This is a genomic window from Ruminococcus sp. 8Y-12 (assembly GCF_058119865.1).
This window is the reverse complement of the sequence record NZ_CM176623.1, coordinates 1487655-1514495: the sequence shown is the minus strand read 5'-3', so window position 1 is coordinate 1514495 and position 26841 is coordinate 1487655. Positions and strand designations below refer to the sequence as shown.

Sequence of the window (26841 nt, the reverse complement as noted above, 5' to 3'; positions counted from 1 at the left end):
GCTACTCTTCGTTTGGTTTTACGATAACTTTTAAAGAATTATCCAGTCTTCCGTTAAATATTTCGAAGGCTCTCTTATACTCACTCATTGGAAACTCATGGGTAATCAGCTGTTCCAGCTCCTCCCGGTGCTGGTTTGCCAGTACGATCGCTTTCTCCAGCGTATTGGGATTGGCCCGGTTGCCCACAAAGTCGATCTCATCCAGCACAAGCTTTCTAACCGGTATGGGAACCTCCTCCTTCGGAAGGCTGATGGTGGAAATACAGCCGCCCCTTGCAATCACGCCCCAGGCCTGGGCTACGCCGTTTGGTGTACCGGAGCATTCCATGACGCGTTTGACTCCCAGCCCGCCTGTGTATTCCATGATCTTTTCCGCCACATTTTCTTCCCTGTAGTTGATGGGAATTGCCCCCAGTTTTGCAGCCTGTTCCAGTCTGCGTCCGCTTCCGGATACAAATATCCTTCCAGCTCCCATGCTCTTACAGCAGAGAATAGCCATGAGGCCCTGTGCGCCTGATCCGTTGATCAGCACATCATCTCCTGCCTCCAGCCGGCTTCTCTCCACCATGTGCAGGGCAATGCTTAAGGGGTCCATGCAGGCTGCCAGATTATAGTCCATATCATCCGGTATGCGGGCAATGCTCTTGATGGATACCCGAATATACTGGGCATAGGCTCCGGGGGTGATATGCCCGTACATATTGTGGATCTTATCTTTTCCGTAGTTCAGGCAAATGGTCCACCTGCCCTCCATACAGTTCTTACAGAATCCGCATCCCATGTTCGCGATCCCGGCCACCCGGTCTCCGGTTTTCCATCCGTACAACTGAGCGTTCTCACCCAGGGCCACCACCTGGCCTGCCCATTCGTGACCCGGTATCAGCGGAAACTGCTTTGGCCAAAACCCTGGAAAATCACCTCCAATGATGTGCGGGTCGGTACCGCAGATGGATGTGGATTCTACTTTACACAGCACCTCATTCAATCCAGGCGCCGGCACCGGCACCTCACAGTATTCCAGGTCGTTGGGTGCATTCAGTCTCAGGGCTTTCATCATTTTCTCCATTTCCTGCCTCCTTTCTCTTTACAGCAATTTTTCTATCTCATCGAACAGAATCTGAGGGGATTTTGCACGAATCATGTAATAGGGGATGGGATCACAGAACTTCTTACAGAATGCGCCCCTCTTCTTTCTCCGCTCATCCGTATCCAGAATGGGCATCACCAGTCCGGTTTCCCCGCACAGCAGCTGATTCATTCCAAAGAAATTCATCAGTGAGTGGAAGGACTGGTAGCATTTTTCAAAGTTCCCCATGGGCACCACCTTGGTGTCAAAATGTCCGTCAATGCCGGGCATTACCGCCAGATCGATTTTCAGAGGGCCGTTTGCGTATTTCATCTCCGGCTCCTTATCCCAGAACTTCAGCACTCCCTCGTCCTGGTTTGGAAGGTCACTTCTCTCGGTACCCTTTGCTCTCTTTCTTATGTAAACATTCTGCGATCCGTAGAGGGCAGTGCCGTCCTCATCTGTGACCGTGGTTTCCGTTGAGAAGATATATCCGCCTCTGCGGCAGCCCTCCAGCTGACTCATAGATTTTCCGTGATTGTTTTCTCCGCCCACCAGCAGGATGGTCTTTCCTTTGTATACCACACAGGAGGAATGGAAGGGATGAAGTCCGCATTTGTCCATCTCGTTTGCCAGCATGCTGACCATAATCTTATTTAATTCTCCTTCCTCCCATTTTCCGTCCAGGGTCAGGACACCGTCCTCATAGCGGATATCCTTTTTCTCCGCATCCACGTTCCAGACAATGTCCGCCTTCTCTTTTGTAATCTCCTTACTCACCTTCACATCCGCCAGGCGGTAATTTAAGAAGGTGTCATCCTCCACTAAAAAGGTTCTCTTCTCCTGACTGAACACGTCAATCCGAAGCACTGCTTTATTGCTGCTGATCTGTTCACTGTACTGATTCATAAATTCTCTCCTATCTATATTTTTTAATGTTATTTTACTTCCAGTGCACCATGGGAAGGCCCGGCACCGGTGATTCAAAGTAAGGAATTGTTGTTGCCCTGAGGGAGCCGATATAAACGTTTTTGCGGTCCCGCCCTCCAAAGGTGAGGCTTGCCATCCAGGGGGCAATTCCCCTTCCGGTCTCAAAGAGGATCTCGTTTGTGACACATTTATTGCAGAAGGCCTCATCCAGAGCTTTCACCTTCGCGGGGTCTCCCTCATCCAGGAGGACGCGGTACTCTCCGTCCGGATCAATCACCCAGATCTTGTCAGAGTAAACACAGGTTCCCCACAGATTTCCGTACTCGTCAAAGGCAATGCCGTCAGGATAAGCTCCTCTTCCCATATGGATTGGCCCGAATACCTGTCTGTCATGCAGATCTCCATTTTCGTCACAAGCAAACTTAAGGATTCTGCCTCCGGTAGTCTCCACCACATACAGGTACTCCTCCTTTGCGTCAAACCGAACCTCATTGGTAAAACGCAGGCCGTCCGCCACGATATGTACCCCTCGCTCGTCATACCTGGCAAGATAGCCATCCGCAAGATCCGGGTCCAATGCATCCAGCCAATTCTTCTTCATGGTGGTCACGGTAATCCAGATCCGGTTCTTGGAATCCCGGTAGACGAAGTTTACCTTTCCTATGGGCTTTCCGTCTATGGTGTCAAAAAGAACTTTTGTATCACCGGTCTTCCGGTCCATGATCTCCAGACAGTCGGTTCCAAAGTTGGAAATCAGGATGTCGCCCTTTTGGTCAAATGCCAGGCCATTTGGAAGTGTGCCCTCAAAAAAGCGGTTTACGTTTCCGGAATCCTGCTGGATCTTTTCTGCATATTTCTGTGTGATGATTTCCTGGCTTCCATCCGGCCTGATGTGGCAAACACCTCCCCGGGCATCTGCTGCCCACAGGCTGCCGTCCGGTTCTGCAAGGATACATTCCGGTCTCTGCAAATCCGTTCCAATGTACCGGATCTTTTCTCTGTCAATATAAAAATCTTTCAGTGGATTATCTGCTCTCATTTCGCGCCCCTTTCTATCGTTTATTGATAATCGATTATGTATAGATAATACCTTGTTGCGGCATAATTGTCAATATATTATCGATTATATATCGCCATTTCGTTACTATGTACAAATTTACCTTATCTTTTTTGTGGGAAATTTTGCTGTATGAGGGAGTCTGGCCCGAAGATTTTCCCTGATAACAAAAGGGCCACCCCCATGCGTTTACCGCATCAGGATGACCCCATGTCCAAATATATGTACTTTTACCTTGTCTCTTCTTCGTCTTCGCACTCATCTGCATAAAAGCTCCGGTTAAAGCTGTCAAAGCTCTCCTGAATATGCCTGTGGAGCGCCTTTTCTATGCCGTCCGCATCCCGGTTTCTCAGAAACGTAACCATCTCCTGATGGCGGCTGGCCATGATCTTTGACTCCATATTGGTATATTTTGAAGTGATTCTTGACCAGCTTCCCAGGCGGACATTCTTGCACACACTTACCAGCAGAGAATTATGGGAAGCCTCAATAATGGTATTGTGAAACACCTGGTTGATCTCAGACCTTCTCTCAAAATCCTTCTGTTCTGCCGCTTCGATCATGTCTGCCAGCAGCTTTTCCAGTTCCTCCAGCTCCTCCTCCGTAATATTCTCCGCTGCCAGCCTGCCTGCCAGCCCTTCCAGAGCGGAACGCACTACAAAGTATTCATGCATGGATTCCCTGCCGAACTTTTTCACTGTGGTTCCCTTATAGGGTTCCACAGCCACCAGTCCAAGGGTCTCCAGACTCTTCAACGCCTCTCTCACCGGAGCCTGGCTGACGCCAAACTCTTTTGCCAGGGTATTCTCCACCAGCTTTTCTCCGGGCTTGTAATCACCGCTCAATATAGATTCCATCAGCTGTTCCCGAATCTGCTCACTCAGCACCTTCTTTTGCAGCACTTTTTTTGCCATATCCACACCTCTCCTATCTTCGCAACCCATGCTCAAATCCGTCATACAGCCACTCATTCTCCCTTGGCAGCAAAGGTTATATCTTAAATATTATCGATAATTTATACTATATCTTACCATTTCCCACTTGTCAACAAAAACTCCCCTGGCGTAATTTCCTCTGATTGACAATCTCTCTTCGGAATTATAAAATATCATTAAATAGCAATCGGAAAGGAATCCCTGTATGGAAAAGGCCAGAAAAATTGATAAAAAAACCAAATGTGACCTTGTCACCGAGGGCATACTCAGGATGATTACGGACGAGCCCTACCGACCCGGCAGCCTGCTGCCCACGGAAGCGGAATTCTGCCAGATCTTTTCTGTCAGCCGCGTCACTGTGCGGGAGAGCTTAAAGAGGCTGTCCAACATGGGGGTCATCTCCATCTGCCAGGGGGAGGGTACGTATGTCAATGAGCTGACCATTCCTTCCCTTCTTCAGAATACTCTCCCGCTTCGGAAACTGACATCAGATTCTGCGGATGCCATCCTGGACGCCAGGATCTGTATAGAATCCGGCATAGCCAAAATGGCCGCCCGAAACCGCACCACCACAGACTTAGAGCAGCTGCGCGCCTGTCTTAAGTCCATGGAGAACTGCTCCCTGAACAGCGATGTCCCAGGCTTCGCTTCCGAAAGGAGCTGCTTCCATGAGCGGATTGCGCTCAGCTGTAAAAATGAGATTCTGCTCAGCTTCTACTATCTGCTGAACGCCCCCGGCCTGGAATCTTTACATTCATACTCCCTATCCCCCCAGGATCTGCCCACCTCCTGCCTCCGGTACGCGGAAATTCTGGATGCGCTTGACAGGAAGGACGCGGAGAATATCGCCTCCCTGGTAAGGCTTGAGCTTATGCGGGAGAAAAGAGCCCTAAATGCACACCTATGATAAAATATAATCCTTCAGTCCGAATCTGCCTTCCCGGTAAATCATAGTGGGGATTTCCTTTAAATCAGGGCTGATCTTAGGTGTAAATTCCATCTTGTCCAGGATATCCCTCTGCAGGTCAATTCCCCTGGCCACCTCAATGATCACAGGGCCATCTTCATTGATCTTAAATACGCATCTCTCTGTCACATAGTAGACATTCTGCCCCCTCTGATTTGCCAGGCGACCGTTAAAAGATACCTGGAGCACCTCCTTTACCACCTTACAGATCTTTCCTTCCTGTACAATCTCCACGCCTTTTTCTTCATCAAATTTTACCTTCAGCCCTTTGCCCATGAAAGTGGAACAAAAGATTACGTTCTTGGCCGCGCTGGTGATGTCCACAAACCCGCCTGAGCCAGGGGCTATCTTTCCCATCTTTGTGGCATTGACATTTCCCATGGCATCCAGCTCACCGCAGCCCATAAAGGTAAAGTCTACGCCCGCGCCCTCGTAAAAGTCAAACTGATCATTTACCGGAATCAGGGCAACCGCGTTCTGGGAGATACCAAAATCCATTCCACCTGCCGGAACGCCTCCGTATATACCGGATTCCACAGTGACCATAATGTCATCCATCAGCTTTTCCTCTGCCAAAATGGGGCCCACCGTATCATTTGGAATTCCTGTTCCCACATTGATCACCGAGTCCGCCTCAAGCTGCATCATGGCTCTTCGCCCAATTACCTTTCTCTCTGTAAGCGGAATCACATCCAGCTCCGCAAAAGGCGCTTTTCTCTGACCTGAGTAAGTGTCATCCTGATACCATCCGGAGGACTGGCGATGGTTTTCAAAAGGATGCTCAGACACTACCACATAGTCCACAAATACGCCAGGAATGGTCACTTCCTTCGGCGGTATGGAATTCTTGGCAACCTTCTGGCGCACCTGCACAATCACCTTTCCTCCAAATTTCTTTGTGGCCAGCACAGCCGGCAGCAGCTCCTGCACGCAGCCCTCATCAATGGTGGAGATATTTCCCGCTTCATCCGCATAAGTTCCCCGGATAATCAGATAGTCAAATTTCGTATACTTATAGTTCAGATACTCCTCCCCATCCACTTCCATTAACTGAATCAGGTCCTCGCCCAGATCTTTTGTGAGCTCATTCATCTTCCCCCCCTCATACCTGGGGTCTACAAAGGTACCAAGACCCGTCTTGGTGATCAGTCCAGGCTCCCTTCTGGACACACAGTTGTGCAAGTGAGACAGGACTCCCAGGGGCATACAAAATGCCTCCACCTTATCGTTGGCAATCAGATCCATCATATTAGGAGCAAGCCCCCAGTGGGAACCAATGACTCTCTTTAGCATCCCTTCATGACCCAGGCGGTTCATTCCGCCCACTTTATCCGAAATCCCTGCCGCATGTACAAACGTCAGATCTCTGGGATGTCCCTCTTCCATGAAAGACCGCTCCATCTCCTTTAAAATCTCTTCCGGTGACCCGCTGAGTGTCATTCCTACCATTCCAAAGGTATCTCCATCCTGTATGCGGGCCACTGCCTCTCTGGCTGTTACAAATTCTGGTTTTCTCATATGCTTGTTTCCTCCTCCAATACCTAATGACATTAACACAGTTATATATAATCGATAATATATGATTTTGCGATTTTTGTCAACGAAATATTATCGATTTTATTTTATAATATGAATTTTCTCTGTATTTCACAAATATCCAATTATTTTTCGTTCAAATCGCAATATTGACTTCTAAACATATTATGTTATAACTGTAATTAGTTGTTATGTGTAACTGTGAAGGTACTGAACAGTTACTGTTATTTTATAAATTGTTAGAATTAAAGGAGGTAAATGATGAGAGAAGTTGTAATTGTAAGCGGTGTCCGCCTGCCGGTAGGTTCCTTTGGCGGTAGCTTAAAGGATGTGTCAGCAATAGAGATGGGTGCAATGGTGGTGGCAGAGGCAGTGAAGCGTTCCGGCATCCGTCCGGCTGATGTGGATGAAGTGATTGTGGGTCAGGTGGGGGAGGTTGCGGAGAATGGCTTTATTGCCAGGGCTGTCAGTCTGAAGGCTGGTATGCCCAAGGAGACAACCGCCTACTCTGTCAACCGCCAGTGTGGTTCCGGACTTCAGTCAATAGCGGACGCGGTGATGGAGATTCAGACAGGTATGGCCAATGTAGTGGTCGCCGCAGGTGCGGAAAATATTTCTCAGCTTCCCTACTATGTAAAAGATGCACGCTGGGGGGCACGCATGGGTCATAAGAACTTTGAGGACGGTGTGATTGATATTCTGACCTGGCCCTTAAACAACAGCCACAATGGAGTAACCGCTGAAAATGTAGCTGAAAAATATCACGTAACCCGTGAGGAACAGGATACCTTTGCACTGCAGTCCCATCAAAAGGCCTGCGCTGCAATTGCGGAGGGAAAGTTTAAAGAAGAGATTCTGCCTGTTGAGCTAAAAGACAGGAAGGGAAATATTACCATCTTTGATACCGACGAGGGGCCCCGCCAGGGACTTACCATGGATAAACTGGCAAAGCTGCGCCCCTGTTTTGTGAAGGGCGGCACCGTAACAGCGGGCAACTCCTCCAGCCTGAATGACGGAGCTGCTGCAGTGGTGGTGATGTCCGCCGATAAAGCCAGAGAACTGGGTGTTGTCCCAAAGCTGAAGGTGGAAGGATATGCTGTGGCCGGATTTGACGCGGAACTGATGGGATATTCCCCCAAGTTTTCCAGCGAAAAACTCGCTGCAAAACTTGGCCTGGATTTAAAAGAGATCGATATGTTCGAAATCAATGAGGCCTTTGCAAGCCAGGCCTTCGCCGTCTCCAGGGATCTGGGACTGGACAGCAAAAAGGTAAACATCTACGGAGGCGGTATCTCCATCGGCCATCCCATCGGAGCCACCGGATGCGTTCTCACTGTTAAAGTGCTCTATGAACTGATGCGCACTGATAAAAAAGATGCCATGATCAGCATGTGCATAGGTGGCGGGCAGGGAATTTCCATGTATTTTACAAAGTGCTAAGACACCTGCTTCACGTTTGCACGTTGACTTTCTTGCACATCACAATTCTGGGCAGTCCGCCGTACTTCAGAGCTCTGGCAACCTCATGGTAGCCCAGCTCCAGGAAATTGGCGCGGCTGTAGCGGTTATCTGGATGGACTGTGGCGCAGAGATAGCGGTATCCCTGCGCCCTAAGCATCTCCTCCCCAAAAGCGAGAAGACGCCGCTGAAGCCCTCTTCCCCTTGCTCTGGGCCGCACGGCCACAGAGTCCATATAGGCTGTCAGTCTTTTATCCCCATCGGAGAGCTTGAGATAATCCCCAAGATGCTCCTCCTCTGTCTCAGGGAAATGGATCAGGAGAAATGCCAGAATTTCCCCCTCCTCCTCAGCCTTCAATATCATCCCCCTATTTTCTACATGCTCAAAAATATAGTCCCGATCCTCGGTTACATACCATTCCGGGTACTTCATCTTCTTTTCTGCCTGTTTCATAATATGAAAGATTTCTGTAATGTCTTTATAATCTGCTTTTATAATCTTCATTTTATCCTATGCTCCTTCACTCCACTTCCCGGCACCAGTAACCGAACCGGCCTTTTCTTGTCTGCTGAGCCGCATCCTTAAACATGGGGAATCCGAACATGCTGGCCATAAATCGCTCCTGATTCTCAAAAAGGCCGGGAATGCCCAATATATACCCTCCATCCCTTTTTCTCCCCAATAGCAGATGGCGGTAATTGTAAAATCCATGCATCACAAAACTGTTGTTACCCAGACGCCAGTGGTTCTGGTTCAGCAGGCGGATATCCCGGGGTGTGATCTGAATGCACTGTTCAATCTCCTGGTCTGCAAATGGCTGAAACCGGGGATACCGCTTTAAGAGGCACTGCCACCTCTGGTCCAGTCCCTGCTGCGCGCATTTTACCTGTCTCGGGCATCCATATCGGGGCTGGGGACAGGCTGCAGCCTCCTGGGTATGTACCGCCGTTTCCTCAGCTTTTCCCAGGTTCTCCCTCTGTTGCCCCTCTGCGGCCGTCTCTGTGTCTGGTTGAGGCGCATCCTGGCTATCGAAATTTTCGGCTATCCCATCCTGAGCATCTGCCCGGGAGTCTTCCTTACCCTGGGTTCCTGTATATGTCTGGGACGTGGCTTTTGCCTGAATTTCTTCCTCTTCCTGAACTTTTTCCTCCATCTGAGCTGCCTCTTCTGACTGGACTTCCCCCTCCATCTGAGCTGCCTCTTCTGACTGGACTTCGCCCTCTGCTTTGGCTGCTTCCTCCTCCTGGGCTTCATTTTCGGCCTGTTCCACTTCCTCTGTCTGGATTTCCCTCTCCGACTGCGCTGCATTCCCTGCCCGGACTACGCTCTCTGTCTGCGTCACACCCTCTGCCCGGACTCCACTCCCCAACTCAGCTACCTCTTCGGTCCGGACTTCTCTCTCCATTTGGCCGTCCTCCTGGACTTCTCCTCTCATCTGAGGCGCTTCCTCCATCTGGGGTGCTTCTTCTATCTGGATTTGGTCCTCTCGCTGGGTTTTGTATTCCGTCTGAACCGTTTCCTCGCCGGTCAACACTGTCCGGGGCTGTATCTGTATCTCAGATTCCGCAGCAGACTGCCTTTCCCCTGGAAGCTCTGTCACAAACTTATCAATATCCACCTTCTCATCGTCAAAAACAGTGATATAATTTCTTCCAAAATCGCTCCGAACCCAAAGCCCTGCCAAACGGTCCAGATCATAGAGCTGGTCTCCTATCTTTTCCGACGGTGTGGAAATTTTTCCATCCGCACCTCTTCCTTGAACCCGCATCCGGCCCAAAAAAATCCCCAGGAGCCAGTCTCCCTCGCGGACAAACGCATAAATGTCCAGGGATTCCTCCTCCTGGGGTATATCCTGCAGATGCACCTGCATCCGGCAGATTCCATTTCTGGATTCCACCTTTGCAAAACCCGTATTTTTACTCTTTCTGCCCTTGGTGTATTCATACATGTATGATATAAAGCGTCGATATCCTGCCAAGCTATTCTCCCCCGGCTTTTCTTTACGCTAATCTATGCAGACACTTAGGTATTTATTCCACAAATCCGTCCTTCCACTTAGAGGGCAGGCCTTTCTCCAGCCGCTTTGCCATCTTTCGGTATGCCGCCATATTTCCCATGGGGCCTTTTCTGAGTTCGTTCAGGGAATGGCTCTCCATGTTTACCAGAGTACGATTCATTGCCATCTGGAGATCCAGCATCCCCTTCGGCCCTTCCCCTCTGTCCTCACCCATATCCAGCATAATGTACAACGCCACCCGGGAGGCATTTTTTACCTGAATCCCCTCCTGATCCGCCTTAGGGAATCCATTTGTATAGAGAGCTGCCTTGCCGCACAGGATATACCCGGATATGCTGCTGGTAAAAAACAGTCCTCCTATATTGTAGTTTATATAGTCCTCCTGGTTCTCAGGTACATAAGTAATCCTGACATTCAGGTCATTGGTGGGTCTAATGATTTCATAGACCATGATTTTGTAGGACCGGGGCACAAAAGCTGCGGACTCTGTCAAAGATTCGCCACTCCTCCACTGTGCCAAAGCGGTTCCGGCCTTAAGGTCCAACTCCCTGCGGTATTCTTCTGTCTGCTCTTCCCCGCAGTTGTGAATCAGCAGATGGCCCACACTGGTCTTTCCTCTGCTTATCTTTCCATCCCTCAGAGCCAAGAAGCGCTTCTCTGCCAAATCAATGCGTTCCTCCCCGGGTCTGCCATAGACTCTGCAGACCATCTCACGGTTTCCCACCGGAAATGCCTGTGTCCACGAGGCTGCGGGCTGGTTCTGTATCAGTTTCATCTCTTGTCTCCTTCTAGCTTTTTTATGATCCGTCTCTGATGAGAAACGCCTGGCCGCTGCCCGCTATACTGCACACCTTTTCCCTGTAGGGAATGGACTCGGGAAGCGCCAGATACCGCTCAATGATGCTGTAGTCCTCCCAGCAGTGCATGGGGAACACTACTCCCACATTCACATTCTGGAAAAACCAGGTGAGCCCTGCTGAGAACTCCATCTCCTGCCTTGGGTCTAATACCACAAATGCCACGTAAATTCTTCTGTTTCTCAGCCTGCCAATCTGCTCCCTGTAGTTCTTACGCATCCAGGCATTGTTGTCCTCAGGCTCTCCCACCCATGTCCAGTCATTCAGATCCCCTGCATGGTAGATTGTCTTCCCATCCGTCTCCACCACAAATGCAACTCCCTCATCCGTGGACATCAGCGTCTCCACTTTCAGGGAACCGATCTGTTGTCTCTGACCCGGACTCAGAAAAACCGTATCAGACAGTAGGTCCGCGGGAACCCGCTTTTTCCAGATGTCGCTGGAGAGAATATAGCGGACCTCGGGATACTGTCTGGAAAGTTCAAAGATTGCAGGAGAAAAATGATCCTCATGCCTGTGGCTGGCAAAGACATAGATTGGCTTTGACGGTGTCATCCGGGGCAGTTCTCCCTTAAAATAATCAAACAGCAGGTATGCGGATACCGTCTCTACCAGAAAAGAGCTGTGATAAATATACGTTACATTCATACTTGTCTCCCTCTTCTCTTTCCTTGATTCTATATGGGTCAGCGGATGTTTTCCAAAGTTCTCACAAGCAGCTTCCACATGCGCTCTGTGGAGGAAATGGAGAGCGTCTCCTCTGTGGTGTGAATATCCTTCATCGTAGGCCCAAAGGATACGCAGTCCAGTCCAGGTATCTTTTCATAGAAAAGACCACACTCCAGCCCTGCATGAATCGCCACAATATCAGGTCTGTGGCCAAATAGCTCCTCAAAGGTATCCGCCATGATATCCCGCAGCTTGGAGTCCTTTTTGTACTCCCAGGCAGGATAATCCCCCTCAGGTGTACAGGTTCCGCCCAAAAACTCTGTCAGATACTGCAGTTTCTCTGTCAGGGCGGCCTTGGCGCTCCCCACAGAACTGCGAATACTGGAGACTGCCCTTAAAGATTCCTCTCCCAGCTTCAGCACTCCCAGATTGATGGAGGTCTCCACCAGTCCCTCGATCACGCCGCTCATCTTTTGGATACCGAAAGGGATCTGTACCAGATAGAAAATAACCTTCTCCTGGCTGATGGAAGTCAGCGCCGAGACGCTTCCCTGTCCTTTTTCCTCCACTTTCACTGTAATGCCATCGTCTGTACCTGCATACTCTTCCCTGAGATTTTTCTGGAACCGGGCTGCCTCCTCCTCAATCACTGCCATGGCATCCTTGTCGGCTGTCAGTAATGCCCTTGTCATTCGGGGAATGGCATTGTCTTTCTGACCGCCCTCCAGCTCGCTTACGTAAAACTCCAGCTTCTGTTCCAGCTCAAACAGGAATCTTCCCATCAGCTTGCTGGAATTGGCCCTATGCTTGTCAATCTCAGCGCCGGAATGTCCTCCCAGCAGTCCGTCAATGACGATTTCATACTGATGTCCGCTTACCTCCTGGTAGTCCACAGGAATCTCACAGATGGCGGAGAGCCCTCCTGCACAGCTGATCCACAGCTTCCCCTCCTCCTCAGAGTCCATATTGATAAAATATTTCCCCTTTAAGTCAGACGTATCCAGCGCACCTGCCCCCAAGAGTCCCACTTCCTCGTCTGAGGTGATGACCACCTCCAGGGCGGGGTGTTTCAGTCTTTTATCTTCCAAAACTGCCATGGCGTAGGCCACTGCAATGCCGTCATCTCCGCCCAGGGTGGTGCCCTGTGCGCGGATCAGATCACCCTCGGTCACAAGCTTTAAACCATCCTTCTCAAAGTCATGATTAGATCCCGGTGCTTTCTCACATACCATATCGCAGTGTCCCTGCAGGATCACTGCAGGCGCATTCTCATAGCCCTGGGAAGCCGGTTTCCAGATTACTACATTGTTGCTCTCATCCTTACGGTATTTCAGCCCCTGCTTCTCTGCGAAAGAGACCAGGTAGCTGCTAATCTGTTCTGTATGGAAGGAACCGTGGGGAATTCCACAGATCTCTTCAAAATAATGAAATACTCTCTCCGGCTCTAAGCCGCTTAAAACTGACATAATGTCACCTCCAGGTTTTCTTAATACTAATTCATAACTATTCGTAAATGCACAGACCTGTTGAATAGTTACAACTATTCATTATTATATCCTTGTATTTAGGAATCTACAAGAAAAATTATTAAGGACCGGGGCTTTTTACACAGCACACCGGTCCTGAAAAATCAGCTTTCTATTAAGCCTCCGCAATACATTCGATCTCTACCAGGCCGCCCAGGGGCAGCTTTGCCACCTGTACGCAGGAGCGCGCGGGGTATTCCCCGTCAAAGTAGGATTTATATACCTCATTTACCACTGCAAAATCACCCATATCTGCCAGGAAAATGGAGGTCTTCACAATCTTTCCGTATCCACTTCCCGCTTTCTGTAGCACAGCGCCCAGATTTTTCATGGAGAAATGAGCCTGGGCCTCCACACCCTCTGCCAGCTTTCCCTCAGCCGGATTAATTCCCAGCTGTCCGGAACAGTAAATCATGCCGCCGGTCTTCACTGCCTGTACATAGGGTCCCACTGCCTTTGGTGCATTTTCTGTAAATATACTTTCTCTTGCCATTTTTCTACCTCTTTCTATAATAATATTTTATACCTATTCAACAGGTCTGCGCATTTACTTGCGCTGACCGTTTACTGCCATGCCTTGCAGACATCAATCCACTCCCCATAACCGGAATACCGCTCCAGCTCCTCAAGGCTTAGCTCTATGGCGCTGCTGCTGCTCCCGCAGGCGGGAAAGACCGTCTCAAAACGCTTTAGGGAAACATCCAGATACACATCCACATTCTCCTTGATCCCAAAGGGGCAAACCCCTCCCACCGCATGTCCCACCATATCCTCCACCTCCGTGGGGGTAAGCATTTTTGCTTTCACATGGAACTGCGCTTTATACTTCGGGTTGTCTATCTTTGCGTCTCCGGCAGTTACTATAAGTACTGCCCTGTCATCCACTTTAAAGGACAGTGTCTTGGCAATTCTGGCTGGTTCACACCCCACAGCCTTGGCTGCAAGTTCCACGGTGGCGCTGGAGGTGTCAAATTCCATCATACGGTTTTCCATCTGAAACCGGCTGAAGTATTGTCTTGCTCTCTCTATTGACATATCGTTCCTTCTTTCTGGTATTACTGTTTCCTTATCTGCCTTAATATAATCTATCGAATTTCCCAGCTATTGTCAATTTATTTATGTCATTTTCGGCGGATTACTAAGGTGTTCCGGAAAGCACACTATGAAGATTCCTAAAAGGTGCCGCGTCAAAACGTTATTTCACCAGTAGACGGCGCTTCCCCACCGTGATATACTTGATTAAAAATCATACATAAGAAGGGAGTACAAATGGATACTTACAAAACTGCCGGAAAGGGACTGTATTTTCTCTTTATCGGCCAAATCCTGGCTCTGCTGACCATCATCCCATATCTGGGCCTCATCGCCCTGGTAGCAGGCGCTGTCTTTTCGCTCTACGGCCTCTATACATTGTCACAGGCTGACAGCGACTACCAGACTGCCTTTATTCTAACCATCGTCAATGCGGCGGTGAGTGTGGTGGGCAATCTGTTTTTTAGAAGTGGAGTGATGCACTCTGTGATGGGGATTGTACAGGATATCATAGGCTTTTTGATCGTTTATCTGATCTGCACTACCACGGGAAAACTTCTTTACGGTATCAGCAATGCATTGTCAGACCGTGCATCCCTGCTCTGGAAAATTTATCTGGTATGCACTGTTATCACCGTAGTCTGTTCCCTGCTGTCGGCCGTTCCCATTCTCAACATTCTGGCTGCTTTGGTAAGCTGGATCGTGACGATTGTGCAATTGGCGGCATCTATTCTTTATTTGATCTTTATCTGGAAAAGCCAGAAAACACTGCAGGCTTATGCAGGATAACTTATAAATATAGAAACGATAGGAGACAAAAATGAAATGCGTTAAATTGGGAAAAACGGGATTACAGGTGTCCAGAATGGGACTTGGAGGCATACCCATCCAGAAAAGTACCCCCAAGGAGGTGAAAGTACTTCTTCAGGACCTGTCCCGGAAGGGGGTAAACTATATTGATACTGCCAGAGGCTATACAGTCAGCGAGGCCTTCCTGGGAGAAGCCCTGCAGGGCATCCGCGACCGCTTTGTTCTGGCAACCAAAAGCATGGCCCGCACCAGAGAGGCCATGGCAAAAGACATTGATACAAGCCTTTCAAATCTGAAAACGGATTACATAGACCTCTATCAGGTGCACAACCCCAGTATGGCGGATCTGGACAAAGTGACTGCTCCCGGCGGCGCCCTGGAGGCCCTGCTGGAAGCCAAAGCTTCCGGGAAAATCGGACATCTGGGTCTAACGGCTCACTCTGTCTCTGTCTTTGAGCGGGCTCTTGAGCTGGACTGGGTGGAGACCATCATGTTTCCCTACAATATCGTGGAATCACAGGGCGCTGATCTGATCAAAAGATGCGCTGAAAGGAATATTGGCTTTATTGCAATGAAACCGTTGGCCGGAGGTGCCATTGAGAATGCCTCCCTGGCACTTCGTTACATCTGCGCAAATCCGGATGTGGGGATCGTGATTCCGGGGATGTATAGTACCCGTGAGGTCAGTGAGAACCTCTCTGCCGTACAGGATGAGTCCCCGCTTACAGAGGAAGAACAGAGGAAAATGCAGCAGGTCCGCGATGACCTTGGCACTAATTTCTGCCGCCGCTGCAACTACTGTGCTCCCTGTACCGTGGGTATCAATATCCCCAGCGTTTTCCTCTTCGCAGGGTATCTGCAGAGGTATGACCTGGGAGACTGGGGAAAAGACCGCTATGATTCCCTTCCCGTAAAGGCAGACGCCTGCGTGGAATGTGGAGAGTGTGAGTCCAGATGCCCCTATCACCTCCCCATCCGCGAGATGTTGAAGAAATGTGTCCAGGATATTGGGGACTTTGCTGCCCGCCAGGGGCAAGCCGCCAAATAAAGCGGCTGCCAAGGGCTGTACCCTAATCACGCCGCTTAGACCAAACAACTGCGGCTACACTAAAATTAAAGGAAAGAAGAAAATGCCCTGCCTGCTCAGACTAAGCGCACTTCCTGCCAAGCTCTTACCAATAGCAAGATACAGGGTGGCATACACCATCTGGAAACCAAAAGTAATGAATAATACAGCATTTAATTTAATCGCTTTAACTGCTAAAGTTAATAAAATTTTTGCTTGCTGTTTAGAAATATTGAATATATGTTCAATATTATTCAGTAAAAAAAGGAATTCGTCTAAAGACCAATTCCCGACAAATACATTCTTGATAATTTATGTAGTATCATAATTGCCCACTCCTTTCCTTTGTAATGATACATAACCTGCATGAGACCGTCTATAAAGTTGTTTGCAATAATGTGTAAAAAAACCATGTCATCTGTATCATCATTTCGATGCTGATTCAAGTGTTCTTCTATAGCCCTTATAAATCGTTCCTTTTCATTCTCATATTTTGTTCCCTGACTTTTATCAATCAGAATTATAAACTCTTGTCTGTGTTCAAATAAGTTTAGAAGACATTCCGTCTCCGCTTTGCTAAGTCCATATATTTCACGATTGATGTGCATGCTGTTATTGTCCCCACCTGCTGTCAATACACGTTCCCAATCATACAGGACCGGCCGGAGGACGGCATCAAAGAGCGCCTCTTTATTTTTAAAGTAGGAATAGATAAGACCCGTGGGGATTTTAGCCTGCTGGGCAATATTTCGCATTGCAGCTGATTTAAATCCACTTGCAAAAAATTCCTCTAAAGCCGCCTTTAATATGTTTTCCCTTATCTCGTCTTTAAGTACCTGTGCCATATCGCCCTCCATTTTTGAACTTATGTTCAATTATAATGTGCCATTGCGTTTTTGTCAAGCTAGTGTTCCAGGGTTTGAATAGATCCTGGTATTTTTCCCTGGGGGCCCTGCTGGCGGGATGCAGCGGCTATTCTCTGCCAGGTGCTGCGGAGCATTCTGGGGGAAGGTCTAGCCAGTGTCGAAAGCTTTGGGGAAAGGCCAAGCTCAAATGGAGAGCCCCTTTAAATAATATGGGTATCCCAAGTCTTTCGACACCAACTTTATTTGAACAAATCCGATTATTTTATCTTCACAGTCTTTTTCTGCCCTTTATTGTTCAGAAGTTTGCTATATACGCTCTTCTTCTCCTTAGGAACTTTTATCACTGCCTTTGCAGAAATATTTTTAAACGCATTTTTACCCACTGACCTGAGTTTTGCAGATTTGATATTAATCTGCTTTAGCTTTTTGCCTCCATAAAACGCCTTAGTACCGATCTTCTCCACATTGGCGCCAATGGTAACCTTAGTCAGATATTTCTGGTTCTGGAATGCCTTTGCCCCAATCTCTGTCACCCTGCATTTCACTCCGTCCAGCATAATGTAAGCCTGAATCACTGCTTTTTTCAGTTTCTTGGAGGTAGTTCCCGTCAAAGTCACAGCCGCTTCCTGTGCATCCGTAACTTTATATTTAAAGTTCCCTTTCTTGTAGGTCTCTCCCTCCTTCAGCTTACCACTGCTATGCTTTAGGGCATCCTCGTATTTTTTCTTTGCCTCCTCGGCCTCTTTCCTGGCTTTCTCAGCAATCGCCATGGCCTCGTCTGCTCTCTTCTGGGTTTCCAGAGCCTTTTTCAGAGCTTCGTCTGCTGCTGCCTGTTTTTCTCGTGCCAGATCTTTTTCCGCCTCAGCCCTTGCCTTCTCTTCCTCCGCAGCCTTCTTCTCCTCGTCCGCCCGTCTCTGTTCCTCTTTTGCCTTCTCTTTGGCTTCCTCCGCAGCCTTTAGCTGCTCCTCCAGCTCCTTCTGCAGCTGTTCCAGATCTACACTTGTGCGGAATTTTACTGTAAATCCATCCTGATAATTTCCGCTGTTGGATCTTTCCCTTGTAACTACCATTGCTGTGTATTCGGTATCTGGCTCCAGTCCTGTGACCGTGATACTGCTTGCCCCGGAGGGGATGTCTTTATACTTCACTCCATCCAGAACCAGATATGCAGGCTCCGTATTCTCTTCCGATTCCCAATAAATCTTTGCTGTCTTTACCCCTGGCTCTGCATAATACGGCTGGTATAAGGTTTCCACTTCCCCTGGCCCAATCAGGCAGCGGTATACACTCAGCTCATCGATACACAGATCCCTGACACCGTACTTCAGGTTACCGTCCGCCCCCAGCACCAGTCCGAGCGCATCCACATCAATCGTTTTTCCTGCCTGGCCGCTGATATCCTTACTGCCCGCCTTTTTTCCGTCAATGTAGACCGTCATCTCACCGTCCCGGTCATAGGTGGCTGCGATCTGGTGCCAGCTTCCGTCCAATGCCTCTTTATACCGGCTGGTATCAATCCTGGATTCCCCTTCAGCTGTAAAGTTAAGCCCGATTCCTCCATTGGTTCCGGAGAAAGAGCCTATGGCAAATCCAGGATTTCCGCCTGTGTCCCAGTTTTTATTGGATAGTACACAATAATCGCCCCAGTCCTGCATCTCCCCTTTATACCAGAATAAGATTGAGAAATCGTCTATGCCCAGTCTCAGGCTGTCGTTTTCACCAAATTCCACATACTGCTGCGCTTTTACGTTCTCTCCTGCCACACCCTCCTCATTTACCAGGCGTATGGCTTTTCCGCTGATTCCATCCACGAACTTTGGATCTCCGCTTATCACTCCGTCATTTCCGTTTCCGGAAACATCCCTGGCTGTCTCATCGTCAAAGTTTACCTCCAGGGCTTTTCCCCTGGGCTTGTCCTCCGGCTTGGTGGAGATTGTGTAATTGTACTCCGGCAGCCAGACGTCGTTCATATAATCGTACATGCTCAGCTGTACACTGTCCTCGTAGACGGACACATGGTACCCGATCTGTCCTCTGGACTGACCCCCGCCGTCATTGTAATAGAGACTGGGAACATCCACCATGGAACCGTAGTCTGTCTCAATTACCTTACAGGCTCCCAGGCCATTGTGGATATGACCAGTGAACATGATTACCTGAGGATATTTTCTCAGCACTTCCTTAACCTTGTGATCCTGTACACCAATGCTCCACTCATTGCTATTGAAATAAGTATCTCTCATAGCCTGATGGAAGAATATAAAGATTGGTTTGTCCGGACTGGAATTCTCAGACAATGTCTTATCCAGCCATTGTATCTGCTCATCTGAGATGTAGGCCCTGTCTTTGAGATCCCACTCTGTATTGACCACCACAAAGTGGTAACCACCCAGCCATTTATCAAAGTACACCTTTTTGTCTGTGTCTCCCATATATGGCTTATTATATTCCATATAACGGTCATAGATCTCCGTCCAACCTGATTTCCAACGCACATCGTGATTTCCAAGGGCTGTCATAAATTCCATGTCTCCCCCGTACTGCTCCAGAATGTTATAGTAACCCTTGAACTGGTCCTCTGTCCCATAGTCCGTAAAATCTCCGCTGTTCATGACACCCAAGGTTTCCGGAAACAGCTCCTGAATATCCTGCAGGGCGTCAATAAAGTGTACACTGTTGTCCTCCGCAAAATCATTCTTTTTAATATGTACATCGCTTAAAGCCTCAAATTCCACAATTCCCTTTTCCGGCTTTACAAACAGATTGTACGCTGTGGTTAAACGCTCAAGCAGCTTGCTGACAGCCTCAGGGTCCGTCAAACCTGCTGACTCCCGCTTTACAGCGTTCAGCTCTTTCTCAAAGGCCGCCCTCTTCTCCTCAGACGCCTGTGAAACTGCCAGTTCAGCCTCGTACGCTGCTATTTTCAGCTGAAGCTGGTAAGGGGCATCCATGGCTTTGATCTCCTCTGCTGTAAATGCACACTTATATACCTCAAGCTCATCAATATAAGAGTCTTTCACCCCGTAGTGCTTCTTTCCATCCGCGCCCAAAACGAAATCTGTCACATCAATGGTCTTTCCCTGTTCCCCGCTGATATCAGAGCTGGTGGCCTTCTGCCCGTCAATGTAAAGGGCCATATCCCCGCTTCGATCAAATACGGCAGCAATGTGGTGCCACTTGTTGTCTGTAGCCTCAGTCATACGCCCTGTATCGATTCTGCCGCTTCCCTGCGCCGTAAAATTCAGTCCCATACCATTTCGGAAGTCCGCGATTGTGATACCCTCATTTCCGCCTGAGTACCAATCCTTGTTGGATATAATGGCTACTTCCTCCGGGTCTGCGCCGTCCGATTTGTACCAAAACATGACACTGAAGTCTTCTGTCCCAAACTTCAGATCATCCGGGGTGCCAAAATTAACGTACTGGGAGGCCTCCACATACTCCGCAGCAATCCCGTCCCCGTTTACCAGATGAATCGCCTTGCCGCTCATGCCCTCCACAAATTCCGGTGCCCCTGCCACTGTTCCGTGATTTCCGTTGCCGGATGAATCCTGCGCGCTTCCCTCATCAAAGGTCACTTTGAGTACAGGAGATTTTCCCCCCGCAGAAACTGACATCCCGCAAAGCCCAGTCAACACCGCGATACCTACAATACATAAACCTTTGAGCATCTGTTTCATTTTCATTCCTTTACCCTCACTTTCCTATCCTGCTGTAAGCATTTATTTTTTAATATGTATATTCTACCAATAATATCCGTATTTGCTTTATACATTCTTTCCTTTTATTGTCATTTTTGCATATTTGTTTTGTGATTATTTTTTATTTTTTCCATATTTTATACATTTATTATTTTATTGTTCGCTTTTTTATTTGTGCATTATTTTCTTTTTTTGCATATTTTCCAGTGCTTATGTATTCATATTGCATCATTTCTTACCTCAGAAGAATAACCGTATATAAATAGATAAAAACGGAGTGCCGAAAACAGCTTAAATCATCTGTTATTCGGCGCTCCGCCACTGTTGTTAATCTCGTTTTGGGTGCTTCCTCTCCGCCAATAGCGGTGGGTGAAACTCTCTTATCTTGTTGAACTGAACCCAGCTATTCATAGGTGTATTGTTTTCCCGTATTCACAGTTCACCCTTTTTCACCGTTTTATCTTAACACTTTTTGCTTTACTCCACAATGAATAAAATTTTTCATTATTTACCGTCTTATAAGTTCTAATACGAACAAGATAGGTTTTGCCCTTTTTCAAACTCGGTAAGACTAATTTAGCGGTACCTTTCTTCTTTACTATTTTACTTTTAATACCAGATTTGAATTTCTTATTTGTAGAATATTGAATTTCATATCCTGTTGCAACGCCTGACTTCTTCCAAAAGACCGTTGCTTTTTTCCTTCCGGTATTTTTCACTTTTTTGATACTTGTTCCCGGCGGATTTACAGTCACCGCAATTGTCTTTGAAGCGGCGTTATAGTTCTGTGTAGAGGCAGAACGGATCATAATTTCAGCTTTTCCAATAAATTTCTTTGCAATCGTAACCTTTCCGTCAGAGTCCACTTTCACAAATTTATTGTTGGAAACGTACGTCAATTTCGCGCCGCTCTCTGCTTTTGCCCCTATATTAACTTTCCGCACTTTTGCAGAATAAGTCTTTGTAATATCGTTTGCCCGTATTGTATTGTCACGTTTTTTACTCGCTGCCGTTACCAAAATGGTTATTTGCTGTGTCTCTTCAAGATAATTTTTATTTCCAACTGCCGTCACCGTAATATTCGCAGTTCCTGCCGCTTGTCCAACTGCATTCCCTTCCTGATCCACTTTCACAACTTCTTCTTTATCGGAGGAAAAGCGCAACACTCCTGTCTTTGAGACAACATGAAGCTTCAGAGACTGCCCTGCACGGATCGCGTTTGTTTCAGAGAATACCTTCAGATTCTGCCGTGCTTTGTTAACGGTTATGGTAATCCTCTTTTCCGTTTTCCTATAGTCCGCTGTCATGGATGCGATTGCAGTCACGGTCGCCGTCCCTGCACCATGGATTGTGATATTTCCTTTTTCATCCACAGATACAACCTCGCCGTTGTCTGATATATAAGAAAGGGTACCATTTCCTTCGGTGATCTGACAATCCAAAAGAAACCTGCTGTCCCCGTAAACTTTTGTATAAGCGCCGGCTCCTGCAATTTTCTGGGGTAATCTTCCGGAGGCAGCATGAATACTTTTTACTTTAAATCCCCAGGCATTTCCGGCTTCATCTGACACTAATTTAATTTTCACAGTGTTTCCAGGAACCTCAACCGTTGCGCCGCTAAGCTGCGTTCCTGTATATTTTCCTATCTGTGTTCCGTCTGCACTGTAGATATAAATGAAATCAAATCCATCCTCCACTTCTGTGCGTTCATCAAACACAACCTCCAGGGAGTCCTCTGCATTTTCATCTGTATAGACCCAGATATCCGAACAATTAATTTCATACTCGTGGGGACTTTCCATTTTCTCTGCAGATGTGACGGCGTACATCGTATTCTTTACTGTTACCGTACATTCGCTGCTCTGATTGCTCCCGTCTTTTGCTAAGGCAGTGATCGTTGCCTCACCTTTTGCAAGCGCAGTGACCAAGCCAGTTTGATCTACAGCAGCAACGGTCTCATCGGAAGATATCCACTCTACTTCTTTCTTATCTGCGTTTGTTGGATATACACTGGCAGTCAGCTGATACGTATCCAAAGCCTCCAACGATAGATAGTCTTCGTTTAAGGAAATAGACGTAACAGGCTGTCCCACTGTCACCTTGCAGTCCGCGCTGATGTTTCCTACAATTACCCGGATCGTTGCTGTTCCAACTTCCTTTGCCGTCACCATCCCACTGTCACTGATGGCTGCCACAGAAGTATCCGTACTCTTCCATGTCACTTCATCCGTAAAGTCCGCTGGTTCCACCGTCAAGGCTAAAACTGCTGTACTTCCTTTGTTTAATTTCAGTGTAGCACTGCTTAAGGCAGCGCTTGTCGCATGAACTTCATTGGATATAAAGGAAATCCCCTTATCCCTTGCATAAGTCTGTGCGTAGGTTCCCGAAACACCATAAATCGTCATTTTCCCCGGATAGCTAAACACATTATCGTCAATAGCAGTAACCGAACGTGGTATGGTGATGGATGTCAGTTTTGTACAGTTTATAAATGCTTTGGTACGGATTCTGGACACTCTGTATGGAAGGACAATCTTTTCCAAACTTCCACACTGATAAAATGCGCCTTCCGGGATTTCTGTTATACCTGTTCCGAGAGATACATTCTGTAGAACGTCACAGTCTTCAAAGCAGTACCCGCCTATTATGGTCACACTATCCGGTACTACAATGGATGACAGAGCATCGCAGCCATAAAACGCGTGGCCTCCTATCTCTGTAATCTCTTTGCCAAAATCCATTTCTGTTAAAGCGGTACAATTGCGGAATGCATAAGAACCGATATAAGTTTTTGCATCCTGGATGGCAACTTTATTAAGAGCTGAACACCCTTCAAGCGCATACCTGCCTATTTCCGTGATACTTTTTGGAATAGTGATGTTTTTTAATGCGGTGCAGTTTTGGAACATATAGTCTGTTATGTCTGTTATGGAGTCTGGCAGTTGGATACTCTCCAAGTTTGTGCAGTCTGCAAACGCACTCTGCCCAATTGCGGTAACACTTTTGGGTATCAGGATGTTTGTTAAACCTGTGCACTTTTCGAATGCACTCCAGCCAATGCTGGTTATGCTTTCCGGCATGGTCACTTCCCGTAAATTTTTGCTCCCATAAAAGGCATAATATTCGATATCTGTCACGGTATCTGGTATGACAATTGATTCAATGCCTGGGCAATTGGCAAACAATACACTTGCTATCTTTGTCGTCCCCTGCTCAAAGCTGACATTTTTTAAACCGTCACAACTATTGAATGGACCTGCGTCCGCTCCAAAATTAGTCGTTAACTCCTTTAAGCTTTTGGGGATTTCGATGCTTGTCAGCATGTCATTATTATAAAAAACTCGGTCGTACAATTCCTCCAGATTGGACGACAGGGTCACCGTCTCCAGATTTGTGCACTCTGCAAATGCCTCCTGCTCGATTACTGTAACACTGTCGGGTATCTTGACGTTTGTTAAACCTGTGCACTTTTTGAATGCACTCCAGCCAATGCTGGTTATGCTTTCCGGCATGGTCACTTCCCGTAAATTTTTGCTCCCATAAAAGGCATAATATTCGATATCTGTCACGGTATCTGGTATGACAATTGATTCAATGCCTGGGCAATTGGCAAACAATACACTTGCTATCTTTGTCGTCCCCTGCTCAAAGCTGACATTTTTTAAACCGTCACAACTATTGAATGGACCTGCGTCCGCTCCAAAATTAGTCGTTAACTCCTTTAAGCTTTTGGGGATTTCGATGCTTGTCAGCATGTCATTATTATAAAAAACTCGGTCGTACAATTCCTCCAGATTGGACGACAGGGTCACCGTCTCCAGATTTGTGCACTCTGCAAATGCCTCCTGCTCGATTACTGTAACACTGTCGGGTATCTTGACGTTTGTTAAACCTGTGCACTTTTCGAATGCACTCCAGCCAATGCTGGTTATGCTTTCCGGCATGGTCACTTCCCGTAAATTTTTGCTCCCATAAAAGGCATAATATTCGATATCTGTCACGGTATCTGGTATGACAATTGATTCAATGCCTGGGCAATTGGCAAACAATACACTTGCTATCTTTGTCGTCCCCTGCTCAAAGCTGACATTTTTTAAACCGTCACAACTATTGAATGGACCTGCGTCCGCTCCAAAATTAGTCGTTAACTCCTTTAAGCTTTTGGGGATTTCGATGCTTGTCAGCATATCATTATTATAAAAAACTCGGTCGTACAATTCCTCCAGATTAGACGATAGGGTCACCATCTCCAGATTTCTACACTCTGCAAACGCCTCCTGCTCAATTAATGTAATAGAATCCGGAATCAAAACCGTCTTCAAATAACTATTTCTTGCAAATGCCTGATTTCCAATCGCAACAACCGGATACCCATCTATTGTATTTGGTATGACAATCGCAGAAACACTGCCATAATATTTTGTGATTTTTGCAACATCTTGATCTCTGTCATTTTTGGACAGAGAGTACTCGTATCTTGGTTGAATGACTGTCCCGCTTCCAGAACTGCCAGTGCTGTCATAGATCCCGGATCCGTCGCTGAAATACCTGGAGGTATCCCTGGTATAATACCTCCGCTGGCTGGCATCCCTCGTGCAGGCGCTTGTCCGAACACCGTCCTCATAGTGTGCCGCCACACGGACCGGACTGTTCTGCTTTGTCCAGATTTCATTTGGTCTGGGACTATAGTCCTTTCCGAGTAATCTCAAGGTGGCTCCCACCCCCGCATACATATAGCCATAGGTATCCATGCACGCAGTCGGTTTTTTGCCATCCCCGTAGGTCCATGCGGACAATCCCATTCTGGGGCCTATCTTGGCCCAGACGCTGGCGTTTACTTTCGGTATCTTGGTCACGCCCAGAGTGGCTGACCAAGTGGCCGACAGTTCTGCCTGAGCGGATACAGTAAAGCTTTTTTTCTTAAAGCTGGTAACCAGAGAGGTTCCCTCTCCTTTCCGATAGTGAATACCCGCCACCGCATCAAAATTGTAGTTTACACTGCACTGTCCACTGGCTGCAATTGACACAGAAATACTGGCTTCTCCTATTCCACCAATGGGAATATAGACAACATCAATAGAACTGGGTAGACCGAGGCTATCAATCATGTTCCCTTTTACGGTTGCGGAAACCGTTGTGTCTGCATTCAATGCAACGTAAACCTCTTTGATTCCGTTTATTTTATATGCCACTGTAGGTTTTGGTACTGTTACATTCAAAGTGGCGCTCAGCCCGCCATACAGTTTGATGGGAATAGTACGTTTAATCGCTTTGATGGGAACAGAACCGGCTGCCCTTGGATCACGGACTTCACGTCCATCTTCATAGTTTTTCTCCTCAGTACCCCCGGCAATCCAGGTCATCGTTCCTTCGCCTTCCTGCACAGCCGTTGCCAAATCCGCTTCTGCCGTTCCCTGGGCATCCAGTTCTTGAATGGCACTATTTTCATCGCCCTCTGTAATCTGTATCACAAGGCTGTCTCCCATGTCCTCTACTGCCACTGCATCATACACCGCCGGCAGCCCATTGACCCAAAGTGCAAAGGTATCCCCATCAGAAATCAATCCATTATACTCAAACAGGGTTACAAACGTCCCTGTATCATACTCTTCCAGTTCAAATTTCGTTCCTTCCGGCACCTCGATCACGCCCTCAGCAAAGGTAACTTTATTGTCATAATCTTTATCAATAACTTTAGATGCAATAGATTCCTGTGCGTCTGACCACATGACGGACTTCTCATCTTGTGTCAGGTTTGACTGAGGAGCAAATGTGCCATTTACCAGAGTCATCCACCCCCGTTTTAACGCAACCTGCGCCGCCTGATAATAGCTCTCAGCAATCTCTTTCCCATAATAGGTAAATGCATCTTGGTCACTAAATGTATAAGTATCTGTCTCCTCCAACACATACCCCAGGCAAACATTCATGGTATAGGCAGCAAATTCTCTTGTGACCGGATCGTCCGGGCGCATATCAAAGCCTTCCTCCACGTCCACAAGCCCAAACTCCGTTGCCACCATAATATCGCGATAGCAGCTATCCGCGGAGGATATATCACTAAAATAATTATCGGGATAATTGTCTTCTTCCACGGTCATATCAAACAGACCAATCAGACCATGCAGCCATTCCACTCTTGAAATTGTACCATTCGCCTTCTCGGCTGCCGCATCTGTGCTTATTGGAATAAACGTCGCTGCCAGAGCCATAGTAAGAAACATAACTACCAAGCATTGTAATAACTTTTTTCTATAATTTTTCATTAATTTCCCCCACACTTTCCTATGTTTTTTAGTTAATGACAATAACGCCTCTCTGTGACGGCTGCATTATACCTTCCTTCA

At 47.5% G+C, this 26841-nt stretch carries 19 protein-coding genes; 4 read left to right on the top strand and 15 right to left on the bottom strand.

Annotated elements, in window-relative coordinates:
* Position 1: 1 nt before the first annotated feature.
* The 4 genes from AC0THY_RS05555 to AC0THY_RS05540 all read right to left on the bottom strand — a co-directional run bounded on the left by AC0THY_RS05555 (position 2) and on the right by AC0THY_RS05540 (position 3967).
* On the bottom strand, positions 2 to 1066 hold the full coding sequence (locus AC0THY_RS05555) for a zinc-dependent alcohol dehydrogenase (RefSeq protein ID WP_489993468.1): 1065 nt from the start codon (positions 1064 to 1066) through the stop codon (positions 2 to 4).
* Between the two features lie 18 nt (positions 1067 to 1084).
* On the bottom strand, positions 1085 to 1975 hold the full coding sequence (locus AC0THY_RS05550) for a hypothetical protein (protein ID WP_489993467.1): 891 nt from the start codon (positions 1973 to 1975) through the stop codon (positions 1085 to 1087).
* A 34-nt stretch (positions 1976 to 2009) separates the two neighbouring features.
* A complete protein-coding gene (locus tag AC0THY_RS05545; RefSeq protein WP_489993466.1) occupies positions 2010 to 3035 on the bottom strand; it encodes an SMP-30/gluconolactonase/LRE family protein in 1026 nt (341 codons plus the stop codon).
* Between the two features lie 248 nt (positions 3036 to 3283).
* Positions 3284 to 3967 (bottom strand): GntR family transcriptional regulator, encoded by a 684-nt coding sequence (locus AC0THY_RS05540; protein WP_489993465.1) that lies wholly within the window; start codon positions 3965 to 3967, stop codon positions 3284 to 3286.
* Positions 3968 to 4193: 226 nt separating this feature from the next.
* Here AC0THY_RS05540 and AC0THY_RS05535 point away from each other — a divergent pair, with 226 nt between their 5' ends.
* Positions 4194 to 4895 carry a FadR/GntR family transcriptional regulator gene (locus tag AC0THY_RS05535; protein WP_489993464.1) on the top strand — a complete coding sequence of 234 codons (702 nt, stop codon included), beginning with the start codon at positions 4194 to 4196 and terminating at the stop codon, positions 4893 to 4895.
* Here AC0THY_RS05535 and AC0THY_RS05530 read toward each other — a convergent pair.
* Positions 4890 to 6473, bottom strand: coding sequence for an acyl CoA:acetate/3-ketoacid CoA transferase (locus AC0THY_RS05530; RefSeq protein ID WP_489993463.1), 1584 nt, complete (start codon positions 6471 to 6473; stop codon positions 4890 to 4892). The genes AC0THY_RS05535 and AC0THY_RS05530 overlap by 6 nt on opposite strands.
* 279 nt (positions 6474 to 6752) lie before the next feature.
* Between AC0THY_RS05530 and AC0THY_RS05525 the strand changes: the two genes are divergently transcribed.
* Entirely contained in the window at positions 6753 to 7931 is a 1179-nt protein-coding gene (locus tag AC0THY_RS05525; RefSeq protein WP_489994149.1) for a thiolase family protein, read from the top strand.
* A 10-nt stretch (positions 7932 to 7941) separates the two neighbouring features.
* Here AC0THY_RS05525 and AC0THY_RS05520 read toward each other — a convergent pair whose 3' ends face one another.
* The 7 genes from AC0THY_RS05520 to AC0THY_RS05490 form a co-directional block, all read right to left on the bottom strand.
* Positions 7942 to 8454 (bottom strand): GNAT family N-acetyltransferase, encoded by a 513-nt coding sequence (locus AC0THY_RS05520; RefSeq protein WP_489993462.1) that lies wholly within the window; start codon positions 8452 to 8454, stop codon positions 7942 to 7944.
* 16 nt (positions 8455 to 8470) lie between these two features.
* Entirely contained in the window at positions 8471 to 9928 is a 1458-nt protein-coding gene (locus tag AC0THY_RS05515) for a hypothetical protein (protein ID WP_489993461.1), read from the bottom strand.
* A 52-nt stretch (positions 9929 to 9980) separates the two neighbouring features.
* Positions 9981 to 10742: a glycoside hydrolase N-terminal domain-containing protein gene (locus tag AC0THY_RS05510; protein WP_489993460.1), complete on the bottom strand. Its 762-nt coding sequence runs from the start codon at positions 10740 to 10742 to the stop codon at positions 9981 to 9983.
* Positions 10743 to 10764: 22 nt separating this feature from the next.
* Entirely contained in the window at positions 10765 to 11472 is a 708-nt protein-coding gene (locus AC0THY_RS05505; RefSeq protein WP_489993459.1) for an MBL fold metallo-hydrolase, read from the bottom strand.
* Positions 11473 to 11510: 38 nt separating this feature from the next.
* Positions 11511 to 12959: an aminoacyl-histidine dipeptidase gene (locus AC0THY_RS05500; RefSeq protein ID WP_489993458.1), complete on the bottom strand. Its 1449-nt coding sequence runs from the start codon at positions 12957 to 12959 to the stop codon at positions 11511 to 11513.
* Between the two features lie 175 nt (positions 12960 to 13134).
* A complete protein-coding gene (locus AC0THY_RS05495; protein WP_489993457.1) occupies positions 13135 to 13512 on the bottom strand; it encodes a RidA family protein in 378 nt (125 codons plus the stop codon).
* Positions 13513 to 13583: 71 nt separating this feature from the next.
* A complete protein-coding gene (locus AC0THY_RS05490; RefSeq protein WP_489993456.1) occupies positions 13584 to 14054 on the bottom strand; it encodes a YbaK/EbsC family protein in 471 nt (156 codons plus the stop codon).
* 234 nt (positions 14055 to 14288) lie between these two features.
* Between AC0THY_RS05490 and AC0THY_RS05485 the strand changes: the two genes are divergently transcribed.
* On the top strand, positions 14289 to 14840 hold the full coding sequence (locus AC0THY_RS05485; RefSeq protein ID WP_489993455.1) for a hypothetical protein: 552 nt from the start codon (positions 14289 to 14291) through the stop codon (positions 14838 to 14840).
* A gap of 31 nt (positions 14841 to 14871) precedes the next feature.
* Entirely contained in the window at positions 14872 to 15909 is a 1038-nt protein-coding gene (locus AC0THY_RS05480; RefSeq protein ID WP_489993454.1) for an aldo/keto reductase, read from the top strand.
* 293 nt (positions 15910 to 16202) lie between these two features.
* On the opposite strand, the gene AC0THY_RS05475 is transcribed toward AC0THY_RS05480, so the two are convergent.
* From AC0THY_RS05475 to AC0THY_RS05465, 3 genes are all read right to left on the bottom strand, one after another.
* On the bottom strand, positions 16203 to 16772 hold the full coding sequence (locus AC0THY_RS05475; RefSeq protein ID WP_489993453.1) for a TetR/AcrR family transcriptional regulator: 570 nt from the start codon (positions 16770 to 16772) through the stop codon (positions 16203 to 16205).
* Between the two features lie 278 nt (positions 16773 to 17050).
* Positions 17051 to 20479: a LamG-like jellyroll fold domain-containing protein gene (locus AC0THY_RS05470; RefSeq protein WP_489993452.1), complete on the bottom strand. Its 3429-nt coding sequence runs from the start codon at positions 20477 to 20479 to the stop codon at positions 17051 to 17053.
* 464 nt (positions 20480 to 20943) lie between these two features.
* Positions 20944 to 26760, bottom strand: a complete 5817-nt coding sequence (locus AC0THY_RS05465; protein WP_489993451.1) for a leucine-rich repeat protein — start codon at positions 26758 to 26760, stop codon at positions 20944 to 20946.
* Positions 26761 to 26841 lie beyond the last annotated feature (81 nt).